At 32.6% G+C, this 15,020-nt stretch carries 11 protein-coding genes; all 11 read right to left on the reverse strand.

The window, feature by feature from the left end; translation table 11 throughout:
• Positions 1–44: 44 nt before the first annotated feature.
• Positions 45–755, reverse strand: coding sequence for a response regulator transcription factor (locus ACP15M_RS03585; protein WP_425075802.1), 711 nt, complete (start codon positions 753–755; stop codon positions 45–47).
• 3 nt (positions 756–758) lie between these two features.
• Positions 759–2,330, reverse strand: a complete 1,572-nt coding sequence (locus ACP15M_RS03590; protein WP_425075803.1) for a sensor histidine kinase — start codon at positions 2,328–2,330, stop codon at positions 759–761.
• Between the two features lie 63 nt (positions 2,331–2,393).
• Entirely contained in the window at positions 2,394–2,993 is a 600-nt protein-coding gene (coaE, locus tag ACP15M_RS03595) for a dephospho-CoA kinase (protein WP_425075804.1), read from the reverse strand.
• Positions 2,990–3,865 (reverse strand): CdaR family protein, encoded by an 876-nt coding sequence (locus tag ACP15M_RS03600; protein WP_425075805.1) that lies wholly within the window; start codon positions 3,863–3,865, stop codon positions 2,990–2,992. The genes coaE and ACP15M_RS03600 overlap by 4 nt, the downstream gene beginning before the upstream one ends.
• An 82-nt stretch (positions 3,866–3,947) precedes the next feature.
• Positions 3,948–4,961 (reverse strand): glycosyltransferase, encoded by a 1,014-nt coding sequence (locus ACP15M_RS03605; RefSeq protein ID WP_425075806.1) that lies wholly within the window; start codon positions 4,959–4,961, stop codon positions 3,948–3,950.
• A gap of 73 nt (positions 4,962–5,034) precedes the next feature.
• The gene (locus tag ACP15M_RS03610) at positions 5,035–6,933 is read right to left on the reverse strand and encodes a T9SS type A sorting domain-containing protein (RefSeq protein ID WP_425075807.1); all 1,899 of its coding nucleotides are present in this window, start codon (positions 6,931–6,933) and stop codon (positions 5,035–5,037) included.
• Positions 6,934–7,155: 222 nt separating this feature from the next.
• Entirely contained in the window at positions 7,156–10,086 is a 2,931-nt protein-coding gene (locus ACP15M_RS03615) for a T9SS type A sorting domain-containing protein (protein ID WP_425075808.1), read from the reverse strand.
• 193 nt (positions 10,087–10,279) lie between these two features.
• Positions 10,280–11,092: an enoyl-ACP reductase FabI gene (locus ACP15M_RS03620; protein WP_425075809.1), complete on the reverse strand. Its 813-nt coding sequence runs from the start codon at positions 11,090–11,092 to the stop codon at positions 10,280–10,282.
• A 99-nt stretch (positions 11,093–11,191) separates the two neighbouring features.
• Positions 11,192–12,844: a DNA repair protein RecN gene (gene recN / locus ACP15M_RS03625; protein WP_425075810.1), complete on the reverse strand. Its 1,653-nt coding sequence runs from the start codon at positions 12,842–12,844 to the stop codon at positions 11,192–11,194.
• A gap of 83 nt (positions 12,845–12,927) precedes the next feature.
• The gene (locus ACP15M_RS03630) at positions 12,928–13,815 is read right to left on the reverse strand and encodes a DUF4835 family protein (protein ID WP_425075811.1); all 888 of its coding nucleotides are present in this window, start codon (positions 13,813–13,815) and stop codon (positions 12,928–12,930) included.
• On the reverse strand, positions 13,808–15,019 hold the full coding sequence (gene coaBC, locus ACP15M_RS03635) for a bifunctional phosphopantothenoylcysteine decarboxylase/phosphopantothenate--cysteine ligase CoaBC (RefSeq protein ID WP_425075812.1): 1,212 nt from the start codon (positions 15,017–15,019) through the stop codon (positions 13,808–13,810). The genes ACP15M_RS03630 and coaBC overlap by 8 nt, the downstream gene beginning before the upstream one ends.
• Position 15,020: the final 1 nt, after the last annotated feature.

The following is a 15,020-nucleotide window of genomic DNA, read 5'->3' on the forward strand; positions in this document are numbered from 1 at the left end:
AAAAGCCAATCATTTTGATTGGCTTTTCAGTATTTATATAAAATTTAGACATCTTGATTTATGACTAATCTAAACCCTTCACCATGAATGTTTAATATCTCAACATTCTCATCGAGTTTTAAGTATTTTCTAAGTTTAGCAATGTATACATCCATACTTCTTGATGTAAAGTAGTTATCATCTCTCCAAATTTTGGTAAGCGCTAATTCTCTTGGCATTAAATCATTTTCATGAAGTGCTAAAAGACGAAGCAATTCGTTTTCTTTTGGAGATAATTTTATAGGATCTTTACCATCAAATTTTAAGAAACGTAACTTAGAGTTTAAATCGAATCGACCAATTTTAAACTCAAATTGTTTACTATCTGCAATCGTGTCGGTAGCTTTACGTTGAATGATAGCTTTTATCTTCATTAAAAGTACTTCACTATCAAACGGCTTATTTAAATAATCGTCTGCTCCCACTTTATAACCTTTAAGCACATCTTCTTTCATGGCTTTAGCGGTTAAGAAAATGATTGGCACATCTGTATTTTTCTCACGAATCTCTTTCGCTAAGGTAAAACCATCTTTATAAGGCATCATGACATCCAAAATACAAAGATCGAAATCGTCTTTTTTAAATTTCTCAAATCCTTCCATACCATTTTTAGCATGAACGACTTCATAATCATTCATATTTAGGTAGTCTTTTAAAACAGTCCCGAAATTTGGATCATCTTCAACTAATAGTATTTTTTTGTTTTGTTCTTCCATAATTTATGATATTAGTGGCAGCTTAATCGTAAAGACACTACCTTTTCCTTTTTCACTTTCTACTGATATATGACCTTGATGGTCGTCTACTATTCTTTTTACATAGGCTAATCCTAAGCCATGACCTTTAACATTGTGTACATTTCCTGTGTGTTCTCTATAAAATTTTTCGAACACTCTTTTTTGCACTTGTTTAGACATTCCGTTTCCTTGATCTGCAATTTTTAATAAAATATTGTTACCTACGTTTTCAGTGTACACATCTATTTTTGGAGTATCGTCACTATATTTTACTGCATTATCCAAAATATTAACAATCACATTTGTAAAATGCGTATCGTTTGCGAGTACTGAAGATTTTTCGGCATTTAAATGTGTTTTTACATAGCCTTTTTTATCTTCTACTATCAATTCAATATGCGTTACTGCATCATAGATTAGGTCGTGTAACTTTACACGTTCCTTACTTATATTAAGCTCATTCTTTTCTAACTTAGAAATTCGCAATACATTTTCTACTTGTGCATGCATACGTTTGTTTTCATCTTTTATCATCTTTAAGTATCGCATCACCTTTTCTTTATCTCCAATTATTTTTGGATTTTTAATAGAATCTAAAGCCAAATTAATGGTCGCAATTGGCGTTTTAAACTCATGTGTCATATTATTAATAAAGTCGGTTTTAATCTGTGAGATTTGACGTTGCTTTATTAACTGATAAATAGCACTAGAATAAGCAATAACTATAACTGTAGTAAACAGAATAGATAATGCTATCATTCCCAATATTGATGATAATAAAAACTTCCTTCTTTGCGGAAAATCAACATACAGCATATAATCACTTTCGTTATTATTATCCAGAAACACAGGAACTCCAATTGTAGAATCTGGATTTAAATCGAAATTTCCAGATTGCACTTTTGTTGAAAGGTCTCTATCATAAATGGCAAATTCAAATTTTGTATTAATACCATTATTGAAGAGTTGCTTTTTAAGCAAATAAGAAACTTCATCTGTCGATACGCGCTTATAAATAGGAATATTTTTAAACTGATCTCTTGTGATGGATTCAAACTGAGCTTTTTCTAATAATGTAAGATTGCTAAAATTCTTGATAGATTTTTGTAAGCTAATTGCTCGATTACCATCTATACTATTATTGTCGTATGTTTCAGTGATTCTCGTATTTTTAATACGACTTAAATTGAAACTGTCTAAACCAATGTCAAAGAACAACGATGGCACTTTAAAACTTTCTTCAGAAATAGCATTTCCATAAATTCTGGTCTCATTAGATAAGTCATCTTGTTCTAAAATAAATACCTGCCGCATTGCTGTCGAATCAGGATCTACACCACTTTCGATTAGATTTTGGAGTCGTTTTGAATAGACTTCAAATTCTTTATCTTCAATAGCTTTTGAAACCGAACTTAAAGAACGCTTTACATTTAATGTAAAGTTTATTTCTTCGTTCTCTAAGGTATTATTAATAAAATACGCTTGAACGAAAATGATGCCTATGAGTGATAAACTCATTAAAATCACCAATAAGATGAATAGCTTTTTGCCCATCGCTCAAATTTAACATTTTAACATTTACATGAGTTGTCCTTTAACCTTACATTAACACAAAAGTTAAATTGTAGAATTTTTAATGTGTTTCAATATAGATTCATGAATTTTTCGCACTTGATACTCTAAAGTACTTTTATCATTATTAACAATCACAAAATCTGATAGTTTAGCTTTTTCTATATCATTCATTTGATTGTTCATAATAGCTAAAACCTTTTCAGGAGTGCTCTTATCTCGAGCTAAAACGCGTTGTAAGCGTTTATCTTTATCAGCTATAATAGAAATAATTAAATCGTATTGTGATTGCTGTTCGTGTTCAAAAATAATAGCAACTTCTTTTATAACATAAGGTGAATTTTGTCGTTCTAACCATTGTTTAAAATGCGCTCCCACTTTTGGATGCACAATAGCGTTCATCTTATCTAAGTACACTTTATCATTAAAAATCTTATCAGCAATAAATGGTCTGTTAAGTTCATCTTTTAAGTATGCTTCTTCACCAAAAAGAGCAATAAGTTCTTGTTTTATTCCCTTAGAAGTATTCATCAAAAGCTTAGCCTCAACATCAGCAATATAAATTGGGATGTTAAAGCTTCTAAAAAGCTTTGCTGCTGTAGTTTTACCACTACCAATTCCGCCTGTAAGTCCAACAACTATCATTCTGTTATAATATATTCTATTTTATCTTGTTTCATTTTAACACGCTTAATACGTTCTGGTTGTTTTATAAGCTTGGGTGTAAAATAGGACTTGTTTGAGTTTTTTATCTCTAAGTAATCACATTCAATTTTAAAAGCTGAAGGCTTAATAGATTTATAATCATTTAAACTAACCTCAAAAGAAACCTTAATAGCCTTAGGAAAGTAATTAATTTGAATCTCTGAAGGAAGATTATTTATAATCACAGGAATCTCTAAAGTTCCTTCTGTAAATTTTTGCACATTAGCTGTAACTGAAATTTCATTTTCAGATAGTTTAACAGTATTACCAGTTTCTGGAAGCTTTAGACCAACAGTCGCATTGATATCCTTTTTAATGTTTGGTAAATTTAATTCTGAAGTTTCAATATAATTGACATGCTTAATTTCTGTGTCAGAACCAATAACCTCAACAGAATCTGGTTTTAAAATCATTCCTTTTAGCGTGTCATATCCTGAAGCATAAGTCACATTTGAGTTTAGCCTAACAGGAACTTTTTTAGTTGATAAAATTCCAAAGGACAAACTTAAAGTATCTGGCTGTATAGAAACTATTTCAAAGCGTTTCCCTAATTGTTTTTCAATATCAGGCAATGCGCGATTAGCCACCCAATTAAAAGTATTATTATGCTGATAAGCATTTTTTTCTAAATCAATTTCAATTGTGTTATTATGAAAATATGAACCCAAAAGATAAAAACCATATGTATTTACCACAATATCTAATTTTGGTGTATTTGTAATGGCTAATACTTTATCCTTTGGTAAATTAACAATATTAACTTCAACTGCTAATGTTTCGGTATACAGTTTTGAAAGTTTACTTAGTACCAATATTAAAAAAGCCAATAAAAGGAATAAACTAAAAACATTAAGCCTTTTGTTTTTAGTTAATTTAATTAGTATGAATCTTAATCTAGACAGCATCCTTAAAAAATAAATTAGGGTAATATTTTTCTGGTTCTTTTTTTAAGATTTTAATAGCAAATGTAGATTTTAAAAACCCAAAACCATATCCAAAAAACTGAATAAATATGGCAACTATTGCTTGTAAAGCAATGACTAAATCTTTGGTTTGAATAACTGCTAAAACAAATGCAAAAATTATATATAGACCAAATGCGAATAACAAAGCATAGTAATTAAAAATTGCTAGTAACATTGCAAATACAAACCCTAAACTAAATAATGTTGGTAACCAATAAATCAAGCGTTCGCTCTTTGGATGCCATAAATTTAATATTGGTCTTACTAGGCCAAATTTATGAACCTGTGTGTAAAACTTAGACCAAGATATGCGACGCTTATGATACACAAAAGCTTGACTAAAAAGTTTGGTCTTAAAACCTAGTTTAGTTAATCTTATAGATAAATCTGGATCTTCTCCAGGATGAATGCGTCCAAAACCTCCTGAAGCTTTAAAAGCAGCTTTAGAAATACCCATATTAAAGCTTCTAGGCTGAAACTTTTTATTCTTTGTTTTTGAACCTCTAATACCTCCTGTTGTTACAAAGGAAGTCATAGCAAAATTAATAGCTTTTTGCAGGTTTGTAAATGTTTTATCTGCAGCATCAGGACCTCCAAAACAATCAACATATTTCCTTTTAAGCGCGTTATCAACAACCTCTAAATATTGTGGAGGTAGCAAACAATCTGAATCTAATATTATAAAATAATTGCCTTTAGCCTTAGACATTCCAAAATTTCTAGAATCTCCAGGACCAGAATTGGGTTTATTATAGTATGATATCTCTAATTTATTATCAAACTCAGCTACAACCGATTTACAATCTATTGTAGATCCATCTTCGACGATAACAACTTCAAAAGGTATATTACCTTGAATTGCCACGAAACTTTGTAATAATTCTTTAATTTCATCTGGTCTATTATAGACAGGAATAATAAATGAATAATGTAATGCATCCATACCATACAAAGGTAACTAAAGAAAACACAAAAGCCACCTTTAAGGTGGCTTTTGAAAGTATATTTATAAAAGCTTATTGCTTTAAAATTCTTACCGTTTCAGTAACGTTATTAATTGTAACCTGTACGAAGTAAGCACCTTGATTTAATTCGTTCATGCTTAAGTTACTTTCTAAAGTATTAGGTGTAGCTCTAAGAACTTCTTGACCTAACATATTAAATACTGATACATTTTGAATGTTACTTTGAGCTTTCAAAGATAATTCGTTCTTCACAGGATTAGGGAAGTACGTAAAAATATTTTCATTATCAAAAGTATTAAGAGATAATGAAGCATCAGAAAGAGTGATATCAATTGTCCCTTCTTCAGAACCATTATTCCATAGTTGAATATAATATGTTGCTCCATCAGTTAAACCTGTTAAAGAAGCACCAGAAGTTACATCAGTACTACAATCTAATTCTACTAATGCACCACATGTACCTTCATACACTGCAAGGTGTGCAGCAGTTGCAGTTCCTAAAGCTGTAACGATGTTTACTTCACCACTAGCAGGAGCTTCAAAAGTGTACCATAAATCAGCAATCGTTTGGAATAACTCACATGAATTTGTTTCAGCATTAACTGTTGCACAAGTATTATCTTCTGTAGAAGCAGACCCATCAACTAATAAAGGTGTTGCACTTGCACAATCTTGATTAATTTGAGCTGGAGTACATGAAGCCTCACATGTAACAGTTAATGTAAAATCTCCTGTATCAGTTGGATCAAAACCTTCAACAGCAATCCAATAAGTATCTGTACCATTAGCTGTAAATGTCCCTTCACTTTGCACGCTAAAAGGTCCGCAAGTTTCATTATCATCATTTCCTCCTACGAGTGTTAAATTTCCAGAAGTCCCAGTATATACTAAAATAGAAGTATCATACGTAGAGCCACATAAGCTAATTGTTACATCATTAGCACCTTCTACTGAGCTATCATAGCTAAACCACACGTTAGGCGCATCCATATCTGCAGTAAATCCATCAGGTGCGTCATCTTCATCTAAAGTTGCCGAAGTTGTACTACCTGTAAGACCAGTTGTTGAACAAGTAATTGCTTGTGCATCTGCAAAATTATCATTTGCAGGTGCAGGAGGAGGGCAAGAATCAACAGCAGGTGCAAAAATAAAGTCGCATGCATTATCTGATTCGTGTTCTACAACAACATTAACAGGTGTTCCTGCTGGAAATGGTCCAATAGTAACAGTAGTTGGCACAGTATTAACAATCTCATCAGGTTCTCCACCATCATTTGTAACTGTTACTGAAGCTGAGTCGCCTAAATCAGTTACCTCAATTTCAAGGCTAAACTCAAGGTTTGGACAATCTTCAAGTAAGGTTCCCGCTACTGTAGGAGGTGTACATGTTAATGCATCTCTAACTAAAACATTGTCTACCCACCATTCAGCTGCAAAAGTTCCTTGGTAATGAAATGCTACATAAACATCTGTTCCACTTGATGGAATAGCAAAAGGTCCATTACGTACCCAAGTATCTTCAGTACCAACAATAGCATTAAGAGAATTCCATGTTGCTAATCCAGGATCTCCAGATCCTGTATAATCTTCAGACCAAAGTACATCTTGAATTGCTGCAAAACCAGAAAAATTAACAATATCATCATAAAGTAATTCAGGGTTTACCGCAGAAGATAAGTCTAACGAAGGAGATATTAACCATCTATCGTGAGATTCACCACTATCAAAGTCATCAAAAAAAGCAGATTGTCCATTATCTATTCCATTAAGAACCTGAAAAGGAGCTCCTTCTGCCCAAGCATCTCCGTTATCGACTAAAGCAGTACCAACTTCGTCTATCCATCCTACTGGTGGAAACGTCCCACTTTCAAAATCTTCGTCTAAGTATTGTGCATTTGAGTTAAATGACCATACTAGAGTAAAAATCGTTAATAAAGTAATTTTTTTCATATTAATTAAAGTATTTGTTAATAAGTAAATTAAATCGAGTCTAAATGTATTGATTATCTTATAAATAAGTAATATCGTGAGCCTCTTATTCTCGAATATATTAAATTAATCGATGTGACACAAAAAATAGTCGATGAAATACATTTTAGTAATTTATAAAAAAAGAGGCTTTGCTAAAGCAAAACCTCTTTATTAAGTATTTAATTATGTTTTAAAACTAGGTTATTTTTTAATAACTCTTACAGTTTCTGTTACATCATTAATTGTAACTTTAACAAAATAAGAACCAGATTTTAAACTGTTCATATCTAATACATTTTCAAAAGCATTAGGTGTTGATCTTAATACTTCTTGCCCTAAGATATTTAAAACAGATATGTTTTGAATATTTTGTGTAGCTGTTAAAGTTAAAGTATTTTTTACAGGATTAGGGAAATATGTAAACGCATTTTGATTTTCATAATCATCAATAGATAATGTTGAATTATATGCAGAAACAGCAAATGGTTCGCTTTCGTTTCCACCATATTCCCAAACTCTCAAATAAATAGTCTCTCCAGGAGTTAATCCAGTTAAATCTAGTAATGAAAAATTACCCGTTGCTGCATCATCATCATCACACTCAATTGAAGTTAAAGCTCCACATGTGCCAGAAAACGCTTCAATAACTGAATCAAATAATTGATTATCAGTAGCAATATCAGGCCCAGTTTCTAGAGTAATATTTCCATCTGCTGGCACGACAACTGAGTACCAAACTCCAGGTCCATTTGTACCACAACCTGCTACTTCAGATCCAATTGTTGCTCCTACTACTGTACCATCTACTGCATTTGCTGCGAAATCAGCTCCAGGTGTTAGAGCTAATGCTCCTGAGCAATCATCGTTAACAGGTGGACAAGCTACTTGAGTCAGTGTACCACTTGCTTGGCTACAATCTCCATCATCATTATCAGTTATAGAAATAACTACATCTGTACCATTAACATAAGGTCCAAAAGTGAACATCCCAACTACTCCAGTAGATTGTGTAGCACTACCTTGATCATCATTAATATCTAATGATGTTGAAGTACCAAGATCAGTAACATCTACCAAAATATTAAATCCTCCAGAAATTGCACAATCCTCTTCAACAGTATAAGTAACTGTAGCTGGAGCGCAATTTAAATAATTCACACAAACTTCTAAAACACCTTCTTCATCACTACCATAATCCCAAACTCTCAAGTATACAGTTTCACCAGGAGTTAACCCTGTAAAAGTTCTTGTCGCTGCATTATTACATAACACAGGATCTAAAGCTGTTAATGAACCACAAGTTCCTGTGTACAATTCTACTAATGTAGAAAATCCAGGGTTTGTAATAAATTCAAAATCAAACTCTCCTGAAGCTGGAACAGTTAATGTAAACCAAACATCAGCAGGAGTTGCATCTCCATCAGAACAAGCTCCACTTGGAGCAACTTCACCTGCAGAGTTTGTAGCACCAGCATTACTACCCGAGTACACCATAGTACAAGTACCATCAGAATTTGCAAAAGGATCTAAATCGATTGCATCTGCACAGTCATCATTTGACACTGGACATACAGTTTGTGTTAGCGCATTACTAGTTTGATTACAATTTGCATCATCATTATCAGTAATAGAAATAACAACATCTGTACCATTAACATAAGGTCCAAAAGTAAACATTCCTGTTACTCCAGTAGACTGTGTAGCACTACCTTGATCGTCATCAATATCTAGCGACGTTGATGAACCAAGATCTGTAACATCAACTACAATATTAAATCCTCCTGAATTATCACAATCATCTACAACACTATAAGCAACTGTTGCGTCGACACATGAGTTTTCAGTAATATCTAAAGTATAGGTTGTTGATTGTGGTGATGCCCAAGTAGAAATTACAATATAATATGTTTCACCATTAGTAACATTTAAATCAAACCCTAAATCTACTACACCATCATTAAAGTCATAATTATCACCTATTGTAGCACACATCACTCCTATATCAGTACAATCATTATATGCAAAAATTCCTGTATAAGTACTTCCAATATTAGAAAGACTTACATTAATAGATGTATCTGATGTTGCTGTATATTCATAAACCACATCATCTCCATTTAAATAATTATTTGCTGTACCACAATCTGTTCCAGGAGCACCATCATAATCATCGCCATAATTTGCAGTGTCGTCGGATGTATTATAAGGTAAAGCACCAACAACTATAGCAGACTCACAAACATTACCTGGAAGAGGTTGAGACCAAGCTAAAGGCCCAACCCAATTTGAAGTTCCATTTGCATCACAATCTGCTTGCACATAAAACTCATAGTCATTACCTGGAGTTAACATCGTTTCGGTGTAAGGACTAGTTACTCCTGAGTATGTTGCAGTCATTGTTTGAGTTCCTCCAGCTGTTACATCAACAATTTCAATATCCCAACTCATTGCTGTTCCATTTTCAACCCATTCTAAGGTTACATCTGTTGTATTTAGTGTTGTAGCAACTAATCCTGATGGATCAGCGCACGAAGGTGGCGTTGCAGATGTAATTGTAGGTGATTGAAAACAAAAACCATAATTCCAATCTCCACCTGCTGGATCATCATCATAAGCTATTCTGTATCTAAATCCTGATTGTTGAGTTGCAGTAAATGCTGCAATATTTAATACATCAGATGTATACGTAGATCCTGTACCAGCACAAAAATCGTCAGTTAGTACTGTTTCATTTCCTAGTAAATCAAAATCAGATCCCCAATTTTCCCATGTTGCACTATCAGCATCCCAGTATTGAAATCTTAAATCATCGTTAGCTAGATATCTGTATACATAATCTGCTGTAACAGTTATCCATGTTTCTCCAGCATTAAAAGCTGCTGTAAGGTCTATTATTGGTGATTCTGCAGCGATATCATCATCACTAGGATTCCCAGCATCATCATCATCATATGCAAAATTTGCACCTACTGTTGGGTCTGCTTCAAAAGCAGTTGGGTCAGCGTTATAAGTTCCTGTAATTGACCAGCCAGCATTAGGCCAATTCGCATTTTGGTTTAATACTTGTGCATTCATGGTCAAAAAAACCGAAGACAATAACACAAAGCATAAACTAAGAGTAATTTTTTTCATATTTTAATTGAGTTTAGTTAATTAAGCTATTAAATTAATCCTTTTTTATTTGAATGAAAAAAGGAAGAATAGCTAATCGTTTAAACTCAAAAAACTCGGACGAAATACACACAAATATAGCATGTATCAAAAAATAAAAAAGCCACTCTATCAAATAATGAGTGGCTTAATTTTATAAGCATTTGATTTTTATTTATTCAGCAAACTTTTCCATTACTGCTTCACTAACTCCCATGTTATTAAAACCTCCATCATTATATAAATTTTGTAATGTAACGCGTTTTGTTAAATCGCTAAATAAAGTGACTGTATAATTAGCACAATCTATTGCTGTTGCGTTTCCTAATGGTGACATTTTATCGGCATAGGAAATAAAATTATCAAACCCTTTTACTCCTTGACCTGCAGTTGTTGGTGTTGGTGATTGCGAAATTGTATTTACTCTTACTTTTTTATCCCTTCCGAAGAAATATCCAAAACTACGTGCTATACTTTCTAAATAGGCTTTATTATCTGCCATATCGTTATAGTCTGGAAACACACGTTGCGCTGCCATGTAGGTTAAAGCCACAATACTTCCCCATTCGTTCATAGCGTCAGCTTTATATAGCGTTTGCATAACTTTATGAAAAGACATTGCTGATACGTCTGTTCCTTTTTGAGTCCAATCGTATTTTTGATCTGTATATGGTCTTCCTTTTCTAACATTTATTGACATACCAATAGAATGCAATACAAAATCTAGTTTACCGCCAAGTATTTCCATAGATTGCTCAACAAGGTTTTGTAAATCTTCTTCAGAAGTTGCATCAGCTGGAATTATCTGAGAGCCTGTTTTTTCTGCTAATTCTTTTATTTGTCCCATTCGCATAGCTATAGGCGCATTGGTTAACACAAAAGTTCCTCCTTCTTCATGAACACGCTCAGCTGTTTTCCAAGCGATAGAATTTTCATCTAATGCTCCAAAAATAATTCCTCTTTTTCCTTTTAATAAATTGTATGACATATGATTTATTCTTTAAAGTTTTCGTTTTTTGGTCTAAAATTTACGAGCTCAAAGTTAACTCTATTTTTTTGAATTTTAATCTTAGTACAATAAATTCAATTAATTCAATAACTCCTTAGCATGCGCAATTGCAGATGATGACACATCTTTACCTCCTAGCATTTGAGCAATTTCTACAATACGATCGTCAAGATTGAGTTGCTTAAGCTGTGTTTGAGTTACATTATTGACGTCGTGTTTAAACACCTTAAAATGCGTATCACCTTTAGCTGCAATTTGAGGCAAATGTGTAATTGTAAACACTTGCATTGTTTTGCTCATTTGTTGCATTATGGTAGCCATTTTATTTGATACCTCTCCAGAAACTCCTGTATCAATTTCATCAAACATAATGGTTGGCAATTGCATATACTTTGATAAAATTGATTTTATAGCCAGCATAATTCGTGATAACTCTCCTCCAGATGCCGATTTTTTAAGTTCGGTAAACTGACCTCCTTTATTTGCTGAAAATAAAAACTGAAGTGTATCTCTTCCGTTATTTAAAAAGGATTCAGCTTGTTCTAATTGAATATCGAATCTAGCATTTGGCATTCCTAAGGTTGCTAATATAGATTCTAATTGAGATATTAATTTAGGAATAATTGCTAATCTGTTTTTGCGAATAGTTTCAGATTCTGAAATTAATTTTGCTTCAAGAGTATTGATCGCTGTTTCTTTTTCTGAAATGATAGTATCTAAGTTTTCGGTTTCAAAAACTTTTGAACCTAAGTTTTCTTTTATCTCAATTAATTCTTCAACACTAGAGACTGTATGCTTTTGCAACAAATTATTAATTATTTGAAGCTTAGAATTTACCTGATCTAATCTGCTTGGATCTGCGTCTAAACTTTCTTGTAAGCTTTCAATTTCTGAGCTCACATCATCAAGTTCTATTAAACTACTTTGAATGCGTTCATAAATAGAATGATACTTGGTAGAATAACCTGAAAGTTTAGAAAACTGATGTTTTATTTCAGTGAGTTTTGTTATAATTCCTACCTCATCATTATTCATGGCGTGATGAGAAATAGACAATCGTTCTTTAATATCTTCAACGTTATTTAAGGTATCGTATTCCGTTTCTAGGAGTTCCAATTCTCCTGAAATTAATTTAGCATCTTCTAATTCTTTCAAAAGAAAGCTATGATAATCTAACTCTTTTAACGCTGTATTTTTCTTTTCTTGAAGTGAGCTAAGTTCTGTCTTTAGTTGTCTAAACTCTTTTAATAATGTGGTATATACTGATAATAGTTTTTCGTTTTTTGCTAAAGCATCAATAACCTGAAACTGAAAATCGTCATTTGTAAGTTGTAAGGTTTGATGTTGTGAATGAATGTCTAGCAAGCGCTCTCCAAGAATTTGCAAACTATTTAATGTAACTGGAGTATCATTAATAAAAGCTCGCGATTTACCAGAGGGTAAAATTTCACGTCTAATTATCGTTTGCGACTCATAATCAAGAGCTTCAGTTTTAAAAACAGTCTTTAAATTATACTTAGCGATATCGAATGTAGCTTCAATAATGCATTTTTTAGATTTGTCTTTAACATGACTTAAATCTGCTCGTTTTCCTAAAATAAGGGATAATCCTCCTAATAGAATAGATTTACCTGCTCCTGTTTCACCAGTAATTATTGTAAGACCTGTATTAAAGCTTACATACAGTTCATCAATAAGAGCGTAATTTTTTATAGTTAAATTGGTGAGCATAAAATATAATCAAGACAAAATTAAAAACTGTAAATGTAAAGCTCGACAGTTAAAAGATAAAAATACGTATAAAAAAGTAAGTTCTAGAAATTAATATTACGCCATTTAGAAGCATGCATTGGCGCAATTCTAGTTAGAGTCGATACTAAATCTGAAATATTTATCGTAGGTCCACCACTAAAGATATCTTCAATTTCTTCGGCTTTAGCATCGAAAAACACACGCATTAAATAAGAATTTGGTCTTCTTTTATTCATATCTCTCAACAGCTTAATACTATTGGCTATTTCAGATTTACCTTCTTTAGTGTCTTTGCTCATTCTATCAAGACCTGTTCTATGATATTGATATAATACATCTCGAAATTCCTTATAGGTTTCAGACAAAACATTGTCTATTAAAATAAAACGAGTTTGTTGACCATCTTCAAGTTTCCAACCTTCATAATAACCTTGTTGAGAATAATTTAAAATAACTTGGGCTTGGGCATAATACTCTGAACCACCTTTAGGAGAAAAAGTGTCTGCATCCATTCCTAGAATCATATAGGCATGAAATGCTAAAATTGAAATTAAGTTAGATTCATATTGTGTAGGATTATACACCATATTTTGAAACTCTAAATACTTAAAATCAAAGTCCTTATCATTATAATTATACACTGGAGTGCTATACGAAGACCCGTAAACTGGTCTAGAAGATTGCACCTGAATAGAGCCTTGAAAATCATCGCCATTGTAATCTGTTATATTAATAACCATACTACAATTAATACGCTCTTGAGGTTTATAAGTTTTGTTGGTCCATGACGTATTATTTATAAACTCTTTAAGTTGTCTTTCTAGAGTTTTAAATATTTGTACATTTTCATTTCCTGTAAGCTGAGCATTTACAACAACCTCACAATTAAGTTCTTGTGCAAAAGATTGAATTGAAAATGTAAGTATTAATAAATAAATAAATTTACGCATCCTGTTGTTTAATAATTTGTTGCATTAAGTCTTGAGCGACTTTTGTTTTAGATTTAAGCTGATGCTCTATCACCTTTTTTGTATCTGTTATAAAAGTAACTTTATTTGTTGAACCACCAAAACCAGCACCTTTATCGTTAAGAGAATTTAGTACAATTAAATTTAAGTTTTTTGCTTCAAGTTTACCTTTGGCATGTTCTAATTCATTGTTTGTTTCTAGAGCAAAGCCTACCAAAAACTGGTGTTTTTTATTTGCTCCTAATGACTTTAAAATATCTTTTGTTTTCTCTAACTCAATACTAAACGTTGAAGGCGCTTTTTTTATTTTTTTATCTGAAACGTTTTTTGGCTTGTAATCTGCAACTGCTGCTGAAAGAATTGCAATATCAACAACATCAAAATATTTATGAGCAGCATCATACATCTCTGAAGCACTAGTAACATGTGTTAGGTTTACAAGACTATGAGTGATTTTTTGGTGAGTTGGTCCAGAAATAAGCTCGACTTCAGCTCCAAGATTTGCGGCTGCCTTAGCGATTTCAAATCCCATTTTGCCGCTTGAGTGATTTCCAATAAAACGTACTGGATCAATTGCTTCGTATGTTGGACCTGCAGTCACTAATAGCTTTTTACCACGAAGTGGCAATTGATCTAAAATATCATTTTCAATAAAAGATAAAATGTCTTCAGGTTCAGCCATGCGACCTTCACCAACCAAACCGCTAGCAAGCTCTCCAGAAGTTGCTGGAATCATTGTATTACCAAAAGATTTTAGCTTTTCAAATGATGCTAAAGTCGATGGATGTTTATACATATCTAAATCCATCGCTGGAGCAAAATACACTGGACATTTAGCTGAAAGATAAGTTGCCAATAATAAATTATCGCAAGTTCCATTTGCCATTTTCGACATGGTATTCGCTGTTGCAGGAGCAATTACAAAATAGTCAGCCCAAAGTCCTAACTCTACATGATTATTCCAAACAGCATTTTCATCGTCGTCGTTTGTAAACGAAGAATGCACAGGATTTTTAGATAATGTCGAAAGTGTTAAAGGTGTAACGAAGTCTTTAGAAGCAGGTGTCATAACGACCTTTACGTTTGCACCTGCTTTTATAAATAACCTAACTAGGTTAGCTGTTTTATAAGCAGCAATACCAGCAGTAATGCCTAAGAGTATGTTCTTGCTGCTTAATATAGACATG

Origin of the sequence: Psychroserpens sp. S379A (assembly GCF_049800755.1) — a bacterium.
Lineage (GTDB): Bacteria > Bacteroidota > Bacteroidia > Flavobacteriales > Flavobacteriaceae > Psychroserpens.